This is a genomic window from Rhizobium yanglingense, from assembly GCF_977109285.1.
The window spans coordinates 203874-224081 of the sequence record NZ_CDSAWY010000004.1 but is presented as its reverse complement, the minus strand read 5'-3'; the positions used below and the strand labels follow the sequence as shown (position 1 = coordinate 224081).

Annotated in this window: 12 protein-coding genes and 6 pseudogenes; 11 read left to right on the top strand and 7 right to left on the bottom strand. The window is 62.5% G+C overall.

Translation table 11 applies throughout. The annotated features are described in order from the left end of the window. Positions 1–183 precede the first annotated feature (183 nt). Positions 184–639: an OsmC family protein gene (locus ACW4PC_RS05955; RefSeq protein WP_455873158.1), complete on the top strand. Its 456-nt coding sequence runs from the start codon at positions 184–186 to the stop codon at positions 637–639. Between the two features lie 19 nt (positions 640–658). On the opposite strand, the pseudogene ACW4PC_RS05950 reads toward ACW4PC_RS05955, so the two are convergent. Continuing rightward, positions 659–1796, bottom strand: a pseudogene (locus ACW4PC_RS05950) (esterase-like activity of phytase family protein). Positions 1797–1948: 152 nt separating this feature from the next. Next, a complete protein-coding gene (gene parE / locus ACW4PC_RS05945) occupies positions 1949–4006 on the bottom strand; it encodes a DNA topoisomerase IV subunit B (RefSeq protein WP_455873157.1) in 2058 nt (685 codons plus the stop codon). Positions 4007–4224: 218 nt separating this feature from the next. On the opposite strand from parE, the pseudogene ACW4PC_RS05940 reads away from it, so the two are divergent. The 4 genes and pseudogenes from ACW4PC_RS05940 to ACW4PC_RS05925 all read left to right on the top strand — a co-directional run. After that, positions 4225–5101 (top strand): annotated as a pseudogene (locus tag ACW4PC_RS05940) (alpha/beta hydrolase); the annotation flags it as partial. Between the two features lie 142 nt (positions 5102–5243). Beyond that, positions 5244–6068: a triose-phosphate isomerase gene (gene tpiA / locus ACW4PC_RS05935; protein ID WP_455873156.1), complete on the top strand. Its 825-nt coding sequence runs from the start codon at positions 5244–5246 to the stop codon at positions 6066–6068. Between the two features lie 52 nt (positions 6069–6120). Further along, positions 6121–6598: pseudogene (gene secG, locus ACW4PC_RS05930) on the top strand (preprotein translocase subunit SecG). A 141-nt stretch (positions 6599–6739) separates the two neighbouring features. Further along, positions 6740–8370, top strand: a pseudogene (locus ACW4PC_RS05925) (CTP synthase). Between the two features lie 207 nt (positions 8371–8577). Here ACW4PC_RS05925 and ACW4PC_RS05920 read toward each other — a convergent pair. After that, complete coding sequence (locus ACW4PC_RS05920; RefSeq protein WP_455873155.1) at positions 8578–9663, bottom strand: citrate synthase/methylcitrate synthase; 1086 nt, start codon at positions 9661–9663, stop codon at positions 8578–8580. A gap of 83 nt (positions 9664–9746) precedes the next feature. Here ACW4PC_RS05920 and ACW4PC_RS05915 point away from each other — a divergent pair. The 6 genes and pseudogenes from ACW4PC_RS05915 to ACW4PC_RS05890 all read left to right on the top strand — a co-directional run bounded on the left by ACW4PC_RS05915 (position 9747) and on the right by ACW4PC_RS05890 (position 16608). Beyond that, positions 9747–10893: pseudogene (locus tag ACW4PC_RS05915) on the top strand (citrate synthase). A gap of 142 nt (positions 10894–11035) precedes the next feature. Continuing rightward, positions 11036–11563 (top strand): FecR domain-containing protein, encoded by a 528-nt coding sequence (locus ACW4PC_RS05910; RefSeq protein WP_455873154.1) that lies wholly within the window; start codon positions 11036–11038, stop codon positions 11561–11563. Between the two features lie 7 nt (positions 11564–11570). Further along, positions 11571–13431 (top strand): annotated as a pseudogene (locus tag ACW4PC_RS05905) (CHASE2 domain-containing protein). A 109-nt stretch (positions 13432–13540) separates the two neighbouring features. Further along, positions 13541–15439 carry a DEAD/DEAH box helicase gene (locus tag ACW4PC_RS05900; RefSeq protein ID WP_455873153.1) on the top strand — a complete coding sequence of 633 codons (1899 nt, stop codon included), beginning with the start codon at positions 13541–13543 and terminating at the stop codon, positions 15437–15439. Between the two features lie 55 nt (positions 15440–15494). Then, on the top strand, positions 15495–15923 hold the full coding sequence (locus tag ACW4PC_RS05895; RefSeq protein WP_455873152.1) for a GNAT family N-acetyltransferase: 429 nt from the start codon (positions 15495–15497) through the stop codon (positions 15921–15923). 34 nt (positions 15924–15957) lie between these two features. Continuing rightward, on the top strand, positions 15958–16608 hold the full coding sequence (locus ACW4PC_RS05890; protein WP_455873151.1) for a class I SAM-dependent methyltransferase: 651 nt from the start codon (positions 15958–15960) through the stop codon (positions 16606–16608). Between the two features lie 38 nt (positions 16609–16646). Here the strand turns inward: ACW4PC_RS05890 and ACW4PC_RS05885 are convergent, their stop codons facing one another. The 4 genes from ACW4PC_RS05885 to trpD are packed head-to-tail and all read right to left on the bottom strand — an operon-like array spanning position 16647 to position 20207. Continuing rightward, entirely contained in the window at positions 16647–17870 is a 1224-nt protein-coding gene (locus ACW4PC_RS05885; protein WP_455873150.1) for a molybdopterin molybdotransferase MoeA, read from the bottom strand. Continuing rightward, entirely contained in the window at positions 17867–18367 is a 501-nt protein-coding gene (gene moaC, locus ACW4PC_RS05880; RefSeq protein WP_455873149.1) for a cyclic pyranopterin monophosphate synthase MoaC, read from the bottom strand. Before moaC ends, ACW4PC_RS05885 begins: the two co-directional genes overlap by 4 nt. A 1-nt stretch (position 18368) precedes the next feature. Further along, on the bottom strand, positions 18369–19181 hold the full coding sequence (gene trpC, locus ACW4PC_RS05875; RefSeq protein WP_455873148.1) for an indole-3-glycerol phosphate synthase TrpC: 813 nt from the start codon (positions 19179–19181) through the stop codon (positions 18369–18371). A gap of 9 nt (positions 19182–19190) precedes the next feature. Continuing rightward, positions 19191–20207 carry an anthranilate phosphoribosyltransferase gene (gene trpD, locus ACW4PC_RS05870; protein ID WP_455873147.1) on the bottom strand — a complete coding sequence of 339 codons (1017 nt, stop codon included), beginning with the start codon at positions 20205–20207 and terminating at the stop codon, positions 19191–19193. Position 20208: the final 1 nt, after the last annotated feature.

Here is a 20208-nt window from a genome sequence, read left to right as displayed (position 1 = left end):
CGGACGCAAGCATATCGATCGTCTAAGGGCCGGCCTCTTCCAATCGAAGGTGCGCCAAGCCGTCAAGGCAACGGGATATCTTAAACCTCTGTACGGAATGTGACGGAACTTTCCTCCGAACCTTGCTAGCCGGTGAAAATGGCCGCACGTTGGGTATCAGGATTCATAGGGATCGTTCGGACGATGACGAAATTTTCAGCGGAAGTATCATGGCAGCGCGCCGGGGGCACCTTCACGGACGGCAAGTACAGCCGCGGCCATATGTGGAATTTCGATGGCGGCCTTTCGGTGCCTGCTTCGGCATCGCCGCACAACGTGCCGCTTCCGTACTCGATCGCCGAGAACGTCGATCCCGAGGAGGCCTATGTCGCGGCGCTCTCCAGTTGCCATATGCTATTCTACCTGTGGCTTGCCTCGAAGAAGGGCATCGTCGTCGACAGCTATCTCGATACGGCGACCGGGATCATGGAGAAGATCGACGGAAAAATGCTCGTCAGCCGCGTCGAGCTGAAGCCGGCGGTGGTCTATGCGGAGGAAGCGCCGAGCCGCGAAATGGAGGAAAAGCTCCATCACGAGGCCCATGAGCTCTGTTTTCTCGCCAACTCGGTGAAGACGAAGATCGAAGTCCGCCTCGACTAGCTGCACGATCCCTCGGTTGCTATTGCGGACGGCGCAGTATTTTGAAGACGTAGAACTGCGTCTTCTGGCTGGTCGAGAAGTTGTTGTCAGAGCCGAGGATCAGCGCGTCGCTCCCGTCCTTCGCCTTGCCGATCGCCATGGACTCGATATTGTCCGGCACAAGGCCGGCTGCACGCAGATCGAGAACTTGGCTCTTGCGGACGGGAACCACACGCTGATCGGTCTTCGCAAGCGAGGCGATCGCCGAGACGTCTGTAGCGCCGTCGAGATCGATCATGAAGATCTTCACGCTGTTGCCGACGCCTTGGGCATAGCTGCGCTCGATGGCGAGCAATCGGTGACCGTCGAGTGCGATGATCTCCGACATGCCGTTGTCGTTGCCGCCGTCAGCCTTCGCGGCCGCCTGTGGGATAGGCGAGATTGGATAGACATACTGCGCCTTCGGTTCGCCGGTCGTCCCATCATAGCGGATGATGCGCGCAAGGCTGCCGTTCACAATCGAAGCTGCCGGGCCGTCCTGGTAGAGCGCCGCCTCGATGGCAACGAAGACATCGCCGGAAGGCGCGATCGCAAGGTCTTCGAAGGCGAGGTTGTCGCGCATGCCCGTCGACTTGTCGGCTGTCGGAGCAAAGCCTTCCGGCAACTTGAACTCGCGCATGAAGGCGCCGTCCTGCGAAGCGACGCGGATGAAGGGGGCGATCAGCGCCTTGCCGTCGCCTTCGCTGCCCCAGTAGATGCCATCCCGGCCGAGCCGGATCGACTCGGGATCGACGGCGCGCCTGGCGAAGGGTTCGCCGTTTTTGTCCTTCAGCGTCACCTGCTTGACGATGGCAACGCCCTTGAGCGCCGGCGCCGTCGACATCGACGGCGAGCTCGTGAAAGCGAGCCGGGCCTTTTTCCGAGCGGTCGTCGCTGATCGCGATGTAGTGGCCCGTTGCCGCATCGAAATCGAGGCCGGAAATGCCGCCGAATTCGACACCGTTTTCCAGGTGGCCTGTCGGGATGACGAATTCACCGAGATAGGAGAGGGAGATGCCGGCCGCGCAGTCGCCAAAGGGGCAGGACGTCTCGAAGGTCGCGCCGATATCGGTCGCGTGGAGAGTGGCGGCGCTGGACAGGAGCGCAAAAGCGGCAGTCGCGAGAAAACACTTGATCACGGCAAACATCCGGCTGGCAAGGGGTAAAGAGCGGAACGAACCGCGCGGCCAATCCCCGAAGGAACGGCGCGCCGCTCGCGGCGCTTCTCATGCACCGGTTATTTGACGGAGTTGTTACGGTTCTTCGTCAGTTCCGTGAAAATAGCGGAAGCTCAAATATCGAGATTTTCGGCAAAGGCAGCACGCTCCTGAATGAAGCGGAAGCGCGCATCCGGCTTCGTACCCATCAGGTCGTCGACCGCGGTGCGGGTTCCTTCGAAATCGACCTCATCGATCACCACGCGCAGCAGCGTGCGCTTGCTCGGATCCATGGTCGTTTCCTTAAGTTGCGCCGGCAGCATTTCGCCAAGACCCTTGAAGCGGCTGATCTCGATCTTCGCCTTGCCCTTGAATTCCGTTTCCATCAGCTCCTGCCGGTGGGCGTCGTCGCGCGCATAGGCGGACTTGGCACCCTGAGTGATCTTGTAGAGCGGAGGCACGGCAAGGAACAGGTGGCCGCCGCGCACAAGTTCGGGCATCTCCTGATAGAAGAAAGTGATCAGCAATGACGCGATGTGGGCGCCGTCGACGTCGGCATCGGTCATCACGACGATGCGCTCGTAGCGCAGGTCTTCCTCGCGATATTTGGAACGGGTGCCACAGCCGAGAGCCTGAACGAGGTCCGCAAGCTGCTGGTTAGCGCCGAGCTTTTCGCGGCCGGCGCTCGCAACGTTCAGGATCTTGCCGCGCAACGGAAGGATCGCCTGGTTGGCGCGGTTGCGCGCCTGCTTGGCGGAACCGCCTGCCGAGTCGCCTTCGACGATGAAGAGTTCGGCGCCCTGAGCGGTGTTCTGCGCACAATCGGCTAATTTGCCCGGAAGGCGCAATTTGCGCACCGCCGTCTTGCGGTTGACTTCCTTTTCCTTGCGCCGGCGCAGGCGCTCTTCGGCGCGCTCGATTACCCAGTCGAGCAGCTTTTCGGCCTCGTTGGGATTGTCCGCCAGGTAATGATCGAAGGGATCGCGAAGCGCGTTCTCGACGATGCGCTGCGCCTCGACGGTCGCAAGCCTGTCCTTGGTCTGGCCGACGAATTCCGGCTCGCGGATGAAAACCGACAGCATGCCGACGGCGGAAATCATCACATCGTCGGTGGTGATCTGCGCTGCGCGCTTGTTCTGCGTCAGGTCGGCATAGGCCTTCAGCCCCTTGGTCAGCGCGATGCGCAGGCCTGCCTCATGCGTGCCGCCCTCTGGCGTCGGGATGGTGTTGCAATAGGAGTGGATCTGCTGGTCGCCGCCGTACCAGGTGATCGCCCATTCGAGCGAACCGTGGCCGCTTGCTTTCTCTGTCTTGCCGGCGAAGATTTCGCGGGTGACGGTGAACTCCTTGCCCATCGTCGCCTGCAGGTAGTCTTTCAGCCCGCCGGGGAAGTGGAAGACTGCCCTATCCGGGATTTCCGAGCCTTCCGGAAGCACGCCTTCATCGCAACTCCAGCGGATTTCGACGCCGCCGAAAAGATAGGCCTTCGAGCGTGCCATGCGGAAGACGCGCCCGGCATCGAATTTCGCATGGTCGCCGAAAATCTGCGGATCGGGATGGAAGCGCACGCGGGTGCCGCGGCGGTTATGCACATCGCCTAGCTCCTCGAGACCGCCCTGCGGCATGCCGCGCGAAAAACGCTGGCGATAGAGCTTGCGGTTTCGCGCCACTTCAACCTCGAGATAATCCGACAGCGCGTTGACGACCGAAACGCCGACGCCGTGCAGACCGCCCGAGGTCTCGTAGGCCTTGCCGTCGAACTTGCCGCCGGCATGGAGCTTGGTCATGATGACTTCGAGCGTCGATTTGCCCGGAACCTGGGGATGGTTCTCGACGGGGATGCCGCGGCCATTATCACTGACCGTCAAATAGCCCTGGATATCGAGATGCACCTCGATAAAATTTGCATGGCCGGCGACCGCTTCGTCCATCGAGTTGTCGATGACTTCGGCAAAGAGGTGGTGCAGCGCCTTTTCGTCCGTGCCGCCGATATACATGCCGGGGCGCATGCGCACCGGTTCCAAGCCTTCGAGAACCCGGATGGAGGATGCGCCGTAGTCGTCCGGGCCCGAGGCTGTCGGGGCAGGGCGCAACGCAGGGGCCGCCGCAGCAGGCCGTTCGGCAGGCTTTGCGGCCGCCTCCTGCTTCGGCTTCAGGGGCATTCCGGAAAAGAGGTCGTTGCTGTCATCCATGGAGTCGTTCAGATCTTCAATCCTGTCTTGGGCCGCACGTACGCTTAGGGCCAGACCCAAAATCACCGCATTTGATGTCACGTTAGCGAATCAGGCAGATTCTGCCAGAAAGCGTCCTCGTTACGCGACGCCGCCCGATTTGGCGGAATTCTTTGGAATTGGTTTGCGTTGCCGGGCCTAGAATGGCAAGCGGCATGATGTGTTAGGAAACCGCCCGCATGAGAATGTCCACAAGTCATTGCATGATTATCGCCGCAATTGCGACCTTTTTCCTGTCCGCCGGAATCGGCAGCGCCGCAGCCGACACGCTGCCGCCTTACAAGGACGAACTTTTCTCCAGACAGAACGTGTTGCAAACCGCCGATGGCGGCGCCTTCGAAGCCGTCGAATATGACGAGATGCGCGACATCAACGGTCGCGACCAGATCCCACAAAAGCGCGCGCAGCAGAAATACGTATCGCTCGCTGTCCGCAAGCAGCAGCAGGACGAAACACTGTCCCTCAATGGCCGCAGGGTGGATCTCACCAGGGTGGGACCGACAGACAATGCTCAATTCACCGTGATCTTTATCCACGGGCGCGACGGCGACCGGCGGCTCGGCGTCAACGACTACAGCTTCGGCGGCAATTTTAATCGGCTCAAGAACCTGGCCGTGGCCAATGGCGGCGTCTATTATTCGCCGACAGTGCGCACGTTCGACGGCGAGGGCGTGGCCGACATCGCCGGGCTGATCCGCTATGCGAGCGAGAAATCCGGCCGCCGCCCGGTGATCCTTTCCTGCGCTTCCATGGGCAGCCAGGTCTGCTGGGGCATTACGCGCGATGCGGGGAGCGTCAAATGGCTGAAGGGCATGGTCGTCATGAGCGGCGTCACGGATCCGGACTTCGCAAAGAGCGTGTTCTACAAGGCGAAAGCTGCCCCTTTGGTTCGTCCATGGCAGCCGCGATCCGGTCTATGCCGCTGCCGGACAGAAGGCTTTCTTCGAGAAACTTCATGACGCGAAATATCCTGCCCATTTCACGCTTTTTCAAAACGGCAACCACGGCACGCCGATCCGCATGATCGATTGGCGGAGGGTTTTGAACTGGATTCTGCTTCTTAGACAGTTGCGCCGCCAAATTTTAAGCATTTGCGCGGCAAATCGGCCTTATTTCCGTTGCGTGAAGGTTCAAAAGCTTTTCAATGCCGAATGCTTTTGCTAAGGCCGCTCGATACGGAAAAATTGGGAAGGCTGGCATGACACCTGACGTGCGCCCGCTCGTGGCGGGAAACTGGAAAATGAACGGCACGCGCGCCTCCCTCGATCAGGTCAAGGCGATTGCGGAAGGCGTGAATTCGCCCCTCGCCAAGAAGGTCGAGGCGCTCATCTGCCCGCCCGCGACACTGCTCTATGTCGCGACCGCGCTCTGCACCGACAGCCCGCTTGCCATCGGTGCGCAGGATTGCCATCAAAGCCCGTCGGGCGCGCATACCGGCGATATCTCAGCCGAGATGATCGCCGATTGCTTCGGAACCTACGTGATCGTCGGCCATTCGGAGCGCCGGACGGACCATGCCGAGACCGACCATCTCGTCCGCGCCAAGGCCGAGGCTGCCTTCGCTGCCGATCTCACCGCCATCATCTGCATCGGCGAGACGGCGGACCAGCGCAAGGCCGGGCAGACCCTTGACATTCTCAAGCGACAGCTTTCCGCCTCCGTTCCGGACATCGCGACGCCGGAAAACACCGTGATCGCCTACGAACCTGTCTGGGCGATCGGCACCGGCCTTACGCCGACGGTGCAGGACGTCGAGAAGGCGCATGCCTTCATGCGTTCGGAACTCGTCGCCCGTTTCGGCGCCAATGGCGGGAAAGTCCGTATTCTCTATGGCGGCTCCGTCAAGCCCGGCAATGCCAAGGAACTGATGGGCGTCGCCAACGTCGACGGCGCGTTGATTGGCGGCGCTAGCTTGAAAGCATCCGATTTCCTCGCCATCTACGGCGCATACGAAGCGCTGCTCGGCGTGATGCCATACATATTCTGGGCCGAAGGGCTTGGAATAGCGGATCACCTCATGTAAACAGCGCCAGATTTTATTCGATGCCCGCCGCATGCGGGGCAGGACTGGACCCATGCAGACAGTATTGATTGTCATCCACCTCATGATCGTGCTGGCGCTTGTCGGCGTCGTGCTCATCCAGCGCTCGGAAGGCGGCGGCCTTGGCATCGGCGGCGGTTCCGGCTTCATGTCGGCGCGCGGAACGGCCAATGCGCTGACGCGTACGACTGCAATCCTTGCAGCGCTGTTCTTCATCACCTCGCTCGGCCTCGGCATCCTGACGCGCTATCGAGGGCAGCCCGACCGATATTCTCGACCGCATCCCGGCAACGAGTGGGCAGGGCAACGGCATTCTCGATTCGCTCGGCGGCGGCACTCCGCAGCAGCCCGCGAACCAGCCTGCCGGCAACGGCGTTCCGAACGGCGGCGCAGCCGCTCCCGGCGCTCAGGCGCCGACGGCGACCGCACCTGCGACGCAGCCGGCCCCGGCAACGCCTGCGCCTCCGGCAGCCCCGGCACAAAACGGAACCGGCGTCCCAACGGGACAATAGCCCGGTCAACCAAATAAACCGCCGGCAGGCCCCAGGGTCTGCCGGTTTTCTTTTGTTCAGATTCCAAGCTGGCATCAAAAGTTCTGGAAAAGAATTTTTGGGCTGGTGGAATTGTTTTTGAAAAGGTATCCGGTGACTCCCATGGCGCGATACGTATTCATCACTGGCGGCGTGGTTTCCTCTCTCGGCAAGGGAATTGCGGCTGCGGCTCTCGGAGCGTTGTTACAGGCCCGTGGTTATCGGGTGCGGCTTCGCAAACTCGACCCCTATCTGAACGTGGATCCGGGCACCATGAGCCCGACCCAGCACGGCGAAGTCTTCGTCACCGACGACGGCGCGGAAACCGACCTCGATCTCGGCCACTACGAGCGCTTCACCGGGCGTTCGGCGACCAAGACCGACAACATCACCACCGGCCGCATCTATAAGAACATCATCGACAAGGAACGCCGCGGCGACTATCTCGGCGCGACCGTCCAGGTCATTCCGCACGTCACCAACGAGATCAAGGATTTCGTGGTCGAGGGAAATGACGACTACGACTTCGTCATCTGCGAGATTGGCGGCACGGTCGGCGATATCGAGGCGATGCCCTTCATGGAAGCGATCCGCCAGCTCGGCAACGACCTGCCGCGCGGCACTGCGATCTACGTCCACCTGACGCTGATGCCCTACATTCCGGCTGCCGGCGAGTTGAAGACCAAGCCGACGCAGCATTCCGTGAAGCGAACTGCAGGCGCTCGGCATTCACCCGGATATCCTGCTGGTGCCGCGCCGACCGCGAAATTCCGGAAGCCGAGCGCCGCAAGCTCTCGCTCTTCTGCAACGTCCGTCCGTCCGCCGTCATCCAGGCGCTCGACGTCGCCAACATTTACGATGTGCCGATGGCCTATCACAAGGAAGGCCTCGATAGCGAAGTGCTCGCTGCCTTCGGCATCGAGCCGGCGCCAAAGCCGCGTCTTGAGCCGTGGGAAGACGTCTGCAACCGCATCCGCACGCCGGAAGGCGAAGTCACGATCGCGATCGTCGGCAAGTATACTGGTCTCAAGGATGCCTATAAGTCGCTGATCGAGGCCCTGCATCACGGCGGCATCGCCAATCGCGTCAAGGTCAATCTCGAATGGATCGAGTCGGAAATATTCGAAAAGGAAGATCCGGCGCCGTACCTCGAAAAGGTCCACGGCATTCTCGTTCCCGGCGGCTTTGGCGAGCGCGGCTCGGAAGGCAAGATCCATGCGGCCCGCTTCGCCCGCGAGCGCAAGGTGCCGTATTTCGGCATCTGCTTCGGCATGCAGATGGCGGTCATCGAAGCAGCACGCAATCTTGCTGACGTCGAGAATGCCTCCTCCACCGAGTTCGGCCCCACCAAGGAGCCGGTCGTTGGTCTGATGACCGAGTGGATCAAGGGCAATGCGCTGGAGAAGCGCACGGCTTCCGGTGATCTGGGCGGCACGATGCGCCTCGGTGCATACAAGGCGTCGCTTAAGAAGGGCACGAAGATTTCCGAAATCTATGGCTCGACAGACATTTCCGAGCGCCATCGCCACCGCTACGAAGTCAACGTCGACTACAAGGACCGCCTGGAAAACTGCGGCCTCGTCTTCTCCGGCATGTCGCCGGACGGTGTCTTGCCGGAAACGATCGAGTATCCGGATCACCCCTGGTTCATCGGCGTCCAGTATCACCCGGAACTCAAGTCCCGCCCGCTCGACCCGCATCCGCTCTTCGCAAGCTTCATCGAAGCCGCAACCGAGCAGAGCCGGCTGGTGTGATTTCGCCTCTGAAACACGTCGCCTCCATGTTACTTGTAGCAAGAGGCGACAATGCCTGCCAATGTCAATGAACGTGTGCGAAAGTTGCGCGACTCCCTGCTGGCCGCTTTCGGGCCCGGCAGTCGGGCGGTTTCCTCGCTATCGACAATGCCGAGCGAAAAGCTTGGAGATCCGGCGACAGGCGTGAACCTGCCGCCGGAACTCTGTTCAAGCCGCGATCGGAGAAGGCCCGACATAGACAGACTTCGGTCTGATCAACCGGCCCTCGAGCAGCTGCTCGCGCGCATGCGCAATCCAGCCGACGGTGCGGCCGATCGCAAAGACGCCGGTGAAGGCCTCGCGATGGAAACCGAGCGATTCCAGAAGCAACGCCGTATAGAATTCGACATTCACGTCCAAGGGACGATCAGGCTTGCGCTCCTTAAGCATTGCGAGCGCCGCCTTTTCGATCGCCTCGGCCAGACTGATCCGCGACCGATCGACCTGGCCGGTTGCGACAAGCGGCTTCAGCGCATTTTTCAAAGCGTCGGCACGCGGGTCACGAACGCGATAGATGCGATGGCCGAAGCCCATCAGCCTCTCGCCGCGGTCGAGGGCGGCCGCAAGCCAGGTCTTTGCATGGCTTTCGGCGCCGATCGCATCAAGCATGTCGAGAACCGGTCCCGGCGCGCCGCCATGCAGCGGACCTTTCAGCGCGCTGATCGCCGCGAGCACTGATGACGTGAGGCCGGCATGCGTCGAGGCGACCACCCGCGATGCGAAGGTCGAGGCGTTCAACCCGTGATCGGAGATCGTCACTAGATAGGCGTCGAGCGCAGCCGTTTGTTCGACGCTCGGCAGCCTGCCCGTCATCATGCGTAGGATGTCTGCGGCCTGCGATATTGAGGCATCCGGCGGAACAGGTGCTTCTCCGCGCTGCATCCGCAGAACCGCCGGCAGGAACACGGCGGGGGCCGCAAGGAGCCTGAACGCCGTTTCGAAATCCTCGCCGTCCGGCAGTCGCGCAATCAGTGCCCGCATCACATCGACCGGTGGCAGGGCAAGGAGGGTGGCGTCGGCCACGACATGCGCGTAGATTTCTGCGCGTGCCGCTCCGAGCCGCTTTTTCAAACCCTCGCCATTGACGTGCGCTTCCATCAATCCGTCGAGCAGCAGCGCCGCGACGCTTTCATAGGTGCCGTCCGCAACGAGGTCGTCGAGCGAAACGCCGCGGATGATCAGCCGCCCGGCCGGACCGTCGACATCCGAAAGCCGGGTCTCCGCGGCAATCACATCTTCCAAACCGTTTTTCATAGGCATTTCTCCTTTACGGAAAAGAAGATCGGTCCTAGATTGATTGACGTCAATCTTGATGAAATTGATCAATATGAGGCTCAATGTCCTGGTTGACTGCAGAGGAAGCGCTGAATCGTCTCGGCACCAAGCCGCAGACGCTTTATGCCAATGTCAGCCGGGGACGCATTCGCGCCAAACCCGATCCATCCGACCCGCGTCGCAGCCTCTATTACACCGCTGACGTCACCCTGGCTTGCCAAGCGCCACGCAGGCCGGCGGAAGATCGAGACTGTCGCAGCGGAGGCGATACAGTGGGGCGATCCGGTCCTACCGTCAGCGGTTTCAACCGTCGTCAATGGGCATCTCTACTATCGCGGAGTTGATGCCGCCAAACTTTCCGAATATGCAACGCTTGAAGAAACGGCGGCACTGCTTTGGAACAAGGGTACACCTATCAACATCGCCGCCGGCTCGAGCGTGTCATCCGTTCCGTCCGTGGCTGCCGCTTTCTCGGCGCTCGCCGCCCGCGTGCCTCAAGACCTGCCGAGCCTCGGCCGTTCGCTCCCGGCGTTGCGAGCCGAAGCGCAAGATATCATGACGACGATCGCTTCCGCGCTCGCGCCAGGCGCATCGGACCAGCCTCTCCATCGGCGCCTTGCAAAAAGCTGGCGCCGGCCAGAAGCCAGCGATGCGGTGCGCCGCGCCTTAGTGCTGCTTGCCGATCACGAACTCAATGCATCGACCTTCGCCGCACGCGTCACGGCTTCAGCGGGCGCAACTCTTTCCGCATCGGTGCTTTCCGGTCTTGCAACGCTGACAGGTCCGCTGCACGGTGGCGCTTGGGAGGCCGTGGCAACGCTTTCCGAGACGGCTAGGCGCATCGGCGTCAAGGAAGCCATCCGCCGCATCCTGGCGCAGGGCAGCCGGCTTCCGGCCTTCGGTCATCCGCTCTATCCAGACGGCGATATCCGCGCCGAAGCTCTGCTTGCGCATATCACGCCAGCGGGGATTTTCCTCGAAATCCAAGTGGCCGGCGAAGCGATGATCGGCGAGCGCGCCAACATCGATTTCGCGCTGACGGCAATGGCGGAACACTTCGAGCTTCCACGGGATGCGCCACTCGTCATCTTCGCGCTCGCCCGCAGCTGCGGATGGCTGGCGCATGCGATGGAACAGGTCGAGAGCGGCCATCTCATCCGTCCGAGAGCCCGCTACACCGGTCCCTCTATCGAAACCTCTGGCGCATAAGGCCGGCCGACCTTGCCAGTCTGCGCTTTTCTGCATACGAAACCCTTGTTTTGTTTTATGGTGACGGTGCCGGGGACAAGTACTTGACCGCATGGCGAACACCATGCCGGGGTGGGGTACTTGCGCGAGGTGGGGACGTATCATGAGCGTAATCTCAGCATTCCTGTGCGGTTCTACCGCAACCGCGCTTGCGGCATTTCTGCTGCCGGCGGGCGCAGCACTTGCCCGAACGGGCGGCTGCACTATCGAGAATGCAGCGGGCGGGCGTGAGGTTCTTCGCTGCCCGAACGGGGTAACGGTGACGGCCGAGGCGGGTGCCGCCTTCAGGCTGAATGACCGCAACCGCGATGGCAGCCCCGATGTTGTGTCGCTGCGTGGCAAGGCAATCCTGGTCGATGTCGACGACGCTCGCCACACAGGTGGCTTTCAGGTGGTGACGCCGCAGGCGATCGCTGCCGTGCGCGGCACGCAATGGGCCGTCGACGTTGCAAGCGGCCGAACCTCCGTGCTTGTGGTCCAAGGCTCCGTTGCCGTGCGCCGTCCTGCGGGCGATCCCGTGGTGCTCGGCCCCGGCGAGGGCGTCGATGTTGTAAGCGGTACCGGCGCGCTTGAGGTGCGCCGCTGGCCGGCCGCCCGCGCCGCCGCCCTGCTTGCCCGCCTCGGCCAGTAGGTCCCCCATGCCGCGCCAGCGATTTCTGATCACTGCGGCCCTTCTTCTGTCCGCACTCTGGGGTGGCTTTCTGGGCTCCCTGCATCTGAGTGGCAGCGCCGGATTCCTCGACCGGATGGAAGCTTCGCTGACCGATATTCGAAGCGTGCTGATCGGCGGCAAGACGCCGCCGCCTGCCGTCGCGATCATTGCGATAGACGACCGCACGGCAGCTTCGCACGGTTTTCCCATCGATCGCGCAACGCTTGCCCGCGCAATCACCGCCGTTGCCGCGTCGAGGCCGAAGACGATCGCACTTGATCTGCTCCTGCTCGATCCCGGTACCGAGGAAGGCGATGTCGCACTTGCATCGGCCCTCAGGCTCGTGCCCTCCGTCATCGCGGCTGCCGCCGTCTTTCCGGAAAGCAAGCAGATGGTGACAAGCGATCCGAACGATCCGCTTTCAGGCATTCCCGTCGCCGACAGCCTGCTCCTTCCTCTCAAGCGTTTTTCCGATATCGCCGCTACTGGCGTCGTTAATGTCGCAACGGATGAGACGGGCGTCCCCCGCTTCATTCCGCTCATCTCGCGCAGCGCCGGGCGTGTGGATCCGTCGTTTCCGCTGCGCGCGGCGTCGCTGGCGCTCGATCGCGATCCGGCCTTTCAGCCGGGCAGCATCTCCTTTGCCGACAGGCATATTCCGACCGATACTGGTCAGCGCCTGCCGCTTACCTTCTGACGGCCCGCGCCGGACAATCCCAACTTTCAGCCTGATGGATGCGCTCGATGGCAAGGTGCCTGCAGACGCAATCGAGAACCGCGTCGTCGTTATCGGCGCAACCGTGACGGCCGGTGGCGACGTTTTTCCGACGCCTTTCGATCCGGTTCTGCCCGGGGTCGAGGTCATTTCGACCGCGATCGCGCATCTGATCGCCGGAGACAGCATCGTCCGCGATCATAATATTCGCCGGCTCGACGCCACGGTCGCGGTGCTTCTGCCACTTGCGCTGGTTGGCCTGATCGCGTGGCGGCGCAGCCTGATCGGTTTCGTCTTGATCGCTCTCGTTTTTGTGGTCTGGGCGACCATCAATCTTGCCATGTTCAAGGCAGGCTATTGGCTGAGCGCAGCGTTGCCGATCGCCGCCGCGCTGCCTCCGGTTCTCATCTTCGGCGCAGCGCAACTCCTTCTCGGACGCCGCCAGGCGCGCCATTTCGCTGCCCAAAGCGAGCTCCTGCAACGCATCGAAGCACCCGGCCTTGGAGAATGGCTCGCACGCGATCCATCCTTCCTTGCCGAGCCAGTCCGGCAGGATGCTGCCGTGGTCTTCATCGATCTCTCGGGCTTTACCGGGCTTAGTGAAGCGGTCGGAGCGGTAACCGTGCGGGAGGTCTTGAGCGGCTTTTTCGAGATAGCCGACCAGGAGGCGCGGGCACATGGCGGCGCGATCACGAGCTTCATGGGGGACGGTGCGATGATCCTGTTCGGGCTGCCGCACCCGGCCGAAGACGACGCTTCGCGCGCCGCCGCCTGCGCGCTGGCGCTCGCAGATCGCATGCGCTCCTGGCTCGATTCGCACACAGCTCTCCAAGGGGGACGGAAGATCGGCTTCAAGATCGGCGCCCATTGCGGGGCTGTCGTCGCCTCGCGCCTCGGCACCGGCGATCGCCAGCAGATCAGCGCGACCGGCGACACCGTCAATGTCGCCAGCCGCCTGATGGAAGTTGCGGCCAGTCGCGGCGCTGAGGTCGCCTTCAGCGCGGCACTTGTCCGCGCAGCATCCGCCGGCGCCGGCCCGTTACCGGCCGGTCCACTCGAAGGTCCACTGGAGACGAAAATCCGCGGCCGCTCCGGCAGCATCGACGTCTGGCTGTGGCGCTGCGCCGGCTGACATTGCCGCTTTGACATTTGCCGTCTTAGCGGGTAGGAACGCGCCAACCGTTCTGCCGGCAGGTTCCGGCCACGGCGCTTCTGCGCCCGATATTCCGAAAGACAGACAGATGACAGATCTCAACAGCGTCGTCCCGGCGATCGCCAAGGCGTTGGCAAAGCGCGGCTATGCAGCGCTGACCCCCGTTCAGAAAGCCATGCTCGATCCGGCACTTGTCGCTTCGGATGCGCTGGTTTCGGCGCAAACCGGCTCGGGCAAGACCGTCGCCTTCGGCCTTGCGCTCGCGCCGACGCTGCTTGAAGGCGAGGAGCGCTTTGCACCCGCCGCCGAACCGCTGGCGCTTGTGATCGCGCCGACCCGCGAACTTGCCTTGCAGGTGAAGCGCGAGCTCGAGTGGCTGTACGAGATGACCGGTGCGCTGATCGTCAGCTGCGTCGGCGGTATGGATATCCGCAGCGAGCGCCGTGCACTGGAACGCGGCGCTCATATCGTCGTCGGCACCCCCGGACGTCTTTGCGACCATATCCGCCGCAAAGCTCTCGATATGTCCGCATTGAAGGCCGTCGTGCTCGACGAGGCGGACGAGATGCTCGACCTCGGCTTCCGTGAAGATCTGGAGTTCATCCTCGAAGCGGCACCCGACGACCGCCGGACGCTGATGTTTTCGGCAACTGTTTCCTCCGCCATCGCCAAGCTCGCCAAGAGCTACCAGCGCGACGCCGTGCGTATTTCGACGCAGACCGAAGAGAAGCAGCATGTCGATATCGAATACCGCGCGCTTGCCGCTGCGCCGGCTGACCGCGAAAATGCGATCATCAATGTCCTGCGCTACTATGAGGCGACCAACGCCATTGTCTTCTGTTCGACGCGCGCTGCGGTCAATCATCTGACGGCCCGCTTCAACAACCGCAATTTCGCAGTCGTGGCACTCTCCGGCGAACTGACGCAGAACGAGCGGACGCACGCCCTGCAGGCGATGCGCGACGGCCGCGCCCGCGTCTGCATCGCAACGGATGTCGCCGCCCGCGGCATCGACCTTCCGGGCCTCGACCTCGTCATCCATGCCGACCTGCCGACGAATCCGGAAACGCTGCTGCATCGCAGCGGCCGCACCGGCCGGGCAGGGCGCAAGGGCGTCAGCGCACTGATCGTGCCTCTCAATGCCCGCCGTAAGGCCGAGCGCATTCTCGATGCCGCCGGGATTGCCGCCACCTGGGCTCTTCCGCCGTCGGCCGAAGATGTGATGCGCCGCGACGACGAGCGCCTGCTTGCCGACCCGATCCTCAGCGAGGCCGGGCGCGACGAAGATCAAGCACTGGTCGGCCAGCTCATTGCAAATCACGGCGCAGAGAAGCTTGCCGCGGCTTTCGTGCGCCTCTATCGCTCCAATCAATCAGCGCCGGAAGATCTGATCGAAGTCTCGATCGAGGGCGACCGCAAGCGTCAGCGCCGCGATAATGCCTTTGAGCCGCGGGAGCCGAGCCAGAAGGGCCCGCGTGACGACTTTGGTCCGAGCGTCTGGTTCTCGGTTTCCGTCGGCCGCAAGCAGAATGCCGAACCGCGCTGGCTGATCCCGATGCTCTGCCGCAACGGCAATCTGACGAAACGGGAGATCGGTGCGATCAAGATGCAGCCGGAAGAGACCTATGTGGAAATTTCTGCCGATAGCGCCGAAGCTTTCCTGCAAGCGGTCGGGCCGAACAAGACGATGGAGCGCGGCATCCGCGTGACGCGTCTGAACGGCACCCCGGATTTCAGCCGTCCGGCTGCTGCAAAGCCTTATGCCGGCAAGAAGACGTTCGGCGAGCGGCGTGACGAGACATCCTATGACGATCGCCCTAAAGGCAATTTCAAAAAGGATTTCAAAGGTAAGACAGCACCCACAACCGGCGATCACAGTGAGAAACGCGACTCCAAGCCTTGGGGCAAAGCAGCGGGAAAACCTAAATTCGAAGGCAAGGGTGGCTTCGCGCAGAAGGGCAAGTTCGCTAAGAAGAAGCAGGGTTGAGGAGAGACGGACCGACAATTGGCGCCTTCCGTTGATGCTCTCCGAGGAGGCAGACATGACAGAGGTGATTTTATCCGTTCCGCTCTTCAGCACCTTGTGCAACGAAGCTTTCAAGTTGCGTCGCTCCGTCTTCATCGGTGAGCAGAATGTGCCTGCCGATGAGGAATTCGATAAAGCCGACTTAAGCGCCCACCACATCGTCGCCATCCAGGCCGGCGAAGTCGCGGGCACGCTTCGGCTCGTCTATCTCGACGATCACGTGAAGATCGGGCGCGTGGCCGTTGGGGCGCAATGGCGCGGCCATGGCATCGCAAGCGCGATGATCCGCTTTGCGATGGAGGCGCATCACACGGCACGCGGCAATCGCTTTTACCTGACGGCTCAAAGCGACAAGATCGCGCTCTATGAGAAGTTCGGCTTTACTGCGTTCGGCGATGAATTTCTCGACGGGGGCATGCCGCACCTCGCCATGAAGAACTACTGATTCCGCGCGTGCCGGTGGACATGGGGCGCCGCCAATGACAGGCAAAGACAGCCCGCAGTATCTTGCAGCGGCAGATTTCATTCGCAAGAACCTCCGCCTTCAGCCTGTCCCGTCAGTTCCCGAGATAATGCTCTATACAGCACATTCGGGAAGCGGGCTGGGGCGACTGACAAGGCTTGGCCGCGCGGGTTCCACCGCGCCCTACTGGGCTTATCATTGGGCTGGCGGAGCGGTGCTCGCCCGCCATATCCTCTCGCAGCCTCAAACCGTTAGCGACCGCCATGTCCTCGATCTCGGTTCAGGCTCGGGTCTGGTCGCTATTGCTGCTGCGAATGCAGGTGCTGCCCATGTCACCGCGATTGACATCGATATTCATGCGATTGCCGCTATAGACCTCAACGCTGCTACTAATGGCATCAAGATCGAAACCCTGCACGCCGATATCCTAGACACTTCGCCTCCCGCTTGCGATGTTATCCTGGCGGGCGACGTGTTCTACGATGCAAGGCTTGCAAGCCGCGTCCTGCCGTTCCTCGCGCGCTGCCGCGCCGCTGGCATCGACGTCCTGATCGGCGACCCGGGCAGGGCGCCTTTGCCCCGCGAGCGGCTTCGACTGGTGACGACATACGCGGTCGCAGACTTCGGGGCTGAGATGGAGAATGTGAGCGGGGTGTATTCGCTTTAGATCAGCGGCGTCGCGACGGATCGCACTTCTGCCATAAGTCAGCCGAGAAGCTCCGGTCGGAGCAGCATCACCGGGCAGGGGGATCCTGCCGGAAGCTGCGGCGCATGAGGCGGGCGGATGATCAGGCAGTCGGCATGGGCGAAGACCTTCATCATCGACGAATCCTGCTTGTCGAACGGCTCCGCCAGCCACTTGCCGGAGGAGGATTTGGCGAGCTTCGCCCGCACATAGTCCTGGCGCTGATCGTTGGAGGCAAGGGTGACAGCCGCCTCCACCATGGCGTCGCGCTTGACCGGCGGCAGAGAGGCGAGTTTGCGGACCAGCGGCTCGAGGAACAGCAAGGCGCAGACGAGGCTTGATACCGGATTGCCCGGCAGACCGAGCACGTGCGTGCTTCCGAGGCTGCCGACCATCAGCGGCTTGCCTGGCCGCATGGCAATCTTCCAGAAATCGAGCGTCATGCCCGCCGCAACCAGTGTGGCCTGCACGAGGTCGTGGTCGCCGACGGAGGCGCCGCCGAGCGTTATGATGACATCAGCACCGGCGGCCTGTGCCCTGCGGACCGCTGCCGTAATAGCAACCTTGTCGTCGGGCACGATACCGAGATCGAGTACGTCGCCGCCGGCCTTGTGCACCAACGCCGCGATACCGAACGTGTTCGACGCGACGATCTGCGAGGGCCCCAGGTCGCTTCCTGGCGTCAGCAGTTCGTCGCCGGTTGCAAGCACCGCCACAAGCGGCTTGCGCAGCACGTCGATCGAGGCATGGTTCATCGCGGCGGCCACTGTCAGTCGCGTGAAATCCATGACGGTGCCGGCGGCGAGCACCGCCTCGTTTTCATTAAAATCCTGCCCGCGGAGACGGATATGCTGGCCCTGGCGGATGGGATATTTCGTGCGGATGCCTCCATCGATTTTCTCAGCATCCTCCTGCAACAGGACGCTGTCGGCGCCGGAGGGAACCGGCGCGCCCGTGAAGATGCGGACCGTATCGCCCTTGCCCACGGTGCCATCGAAAGCGTGTCCCGCCGCAGATGTGCCGATGAGCTTGAGTTTAGCGCCGGGTTCCGGTGCATCCTCGCGGCGCAGCGCGTAGCCGTCCATCGCAGACGCATCGAAGGGCGGCTGCGTCAGCCGCGCCGTCAAGTCGGCCGCGAGCACGCGCCGATCGCCGTCGGCAAGCGAAACGGTCTCGACATCGGAAATCGGCTTGGCGTGCCCAAGCAACCTGCCTTGCGCCTCGGCGACCGGAAGGAGGCTCATCGGCCAGCCTCCGGATGGCGGAAGTCGCCGGATTTGCCGCCCGACTTTTCGAGCAGCCGGATGCCGCCAATCTCCATCGCCTTGTCGGCGGCCTTCGCCATGTCGTAGATCGTCAGGCAGGCGACGGACACGGCGGTTAGCGCTTCCATCTCGACGCCTGTCTTGCCGGTGAGCTTGGCGGTCGCGATGATGCGCAGGCCGGGCAGGGCGACATCCTCCTCGATCTCAACGCTCACCTTCGTCAGCATTAGGGGATGACAGAGCGGGATAAGGCTGGACGTCTGCTTGGCCGCCATGATGCCGGCCAGCCGCGCCGTGCCGATGACGTCGCCCTTCTTCGCGTTTCCTTCACGGATCAATCGCAGCGTTTGCGCCGCCATCTTCACATGGCCTTCCGCAGTTGCAATGCGAACCGTATCGGCCTTGCCGCCGACATCGACCATGTGGGCCTCACCGGAGGCGGCTATATGGGTAAGTCCTGGCTTCTCGCCGCTCATGTTATTCCGCCGCGATTGCCGCTTCGCCGAAGAGCAAAGCGCGGGTCGCAGCCCTCACGTCATCCTGGCGCATCAGGCTTTCTCCGACGAGGAAGGTGTTGATGCCGGCCGCCCGCAGCCGCTTGCAGTCTGCATGGGTGAAGATGCCGCTCTCGCCGACCAGCAGCCGATCGTCAGGCACCATCGCCGAAAGCTCTTCGCTGACGCTCAGGCTGACCTCGAAGGTACGCAGGTTGCGGTTGTTGATGCCGATGAGCGGTGAGGAGAGCTTCAGCGCCCGCTCCATTTCTGCGGCGTCATGCACCTCGACCAGCACGCCCATGTCGAGCCCAAAGGCTTCATCCTGCAGTCGTTCAGCCTCGTCATCGGAAAGCGAGGCCATGATCAGCAGAATGCAATCTGCGCCCCAGGCGCGTGCCTCGTGCACCTGGTAGATCTCGAACATGAAATCCTTGCGCAGCGCCGGAAGGGCGCAGGCTTCGCGTGCAGCCGTCAGGAACTCCGGCGCGCCTTGAAAGCTTGGCGTGTCGGTCAAGACGGATAGGCACGCGGCACCGCCGGCTTCATAGGCTTTGGCGAGTGCCGGCGGATCGAAATCCCGGCGGATGAGGCCCTTGGATGGGCTTGCCTTCTTGATCTCGGCGATCAGGCCGTAGTGTCCGGCATCGCGCTTGGCAACGAGAGCCTTGTGGAAGCCGCGCGGCGCGGTTTGCCCTGACTGCATCGCCTTCAGGTCGGCAAGCGAAACCTTCGCCTTGGCGGCGGCGATTTCCTCGCGCTTGTAGGCCTCGATCTTTCTGAGGATATCGGTCATCGGCCAATCCTAGTCGATATCGTTCGAAACGGCGATCAGTTTATCGAGGGCTACGGCGGTCGCGCCGCTATCAAGCAATTCGGTCGCGAGCTTCATGCCGCTGGTGATCGTCTCCACCTTGCCGGCAATGACGAGCGAGGCAGCCGCGTTGGCAAGGGCGATATCGCGATAGGCGTTCTTCGCACCGCTTAGCACTTCGCGAAGTGCAGCAGCATTGGCGACGCCATCGCCGCCCTTGATCGCCGCAAGTGCACAGGGCGAAACGCCGAAATCCGCCGGCGAAAGCTCGAAGGTGCGGATTTTGCCGTTTTCAAGCGCTGCTACGCTGGTCTTGCCGGTGGTGGTGATCTCATCGAGGCCATCGCCATGCACGACCCAGACGCTCTCCGAACCGAGGTCGCGCATGACCTCAGCGATCGGCACGACCCATTGCGGCGCAAAGACGCCGAGCAACTGGCGGCGCACTCCGGCCGGGTTCGTCAGCGGCCCGAGCAGGTTGAAGATCGTCCGGGTGCCGAGCTCGACCCGGGACGGCCCGACATGGCGCATCGCGGAATGGTGCTGCTGAGCAAACATGAAGCCGACGCCTGCCTCATTGATGCAGCGCGTGATCACTTCAGGCGCAATCTCAAGCTTGACGCCCAGAGCTGCCAGGCTATCGGAGGCTCCGGATTTCGAACTCAGTGCCCGGTTACCGTGCTTGGCGACCGGAACACCGGCGCCGGCAACGATCAGCGCCGCCAGCGTCGAGATATTGTAGGTGCCGGTGCCGTCACCGCCGGTGCCGACGATATCGATCGCATCGGCAGGCGCTTCCACCCGCAGCATCTTCGAGCGCATGGTCGTCGCAGCACCGACGATTTCATCGACCGTCTCGCCGCGGACGCGCAGCGCCATCAGGAAACCGCCGATCTGCGAAGGAGTCGCCTGACCGGACATCAGGATTTCGAAGGCCTCGCGGGCCTCGTCGCGGGTCAGCGGTTCGCGGCTCGCAGCTTTGGCAAGAAGCGGCTTCAGATCGGTCATG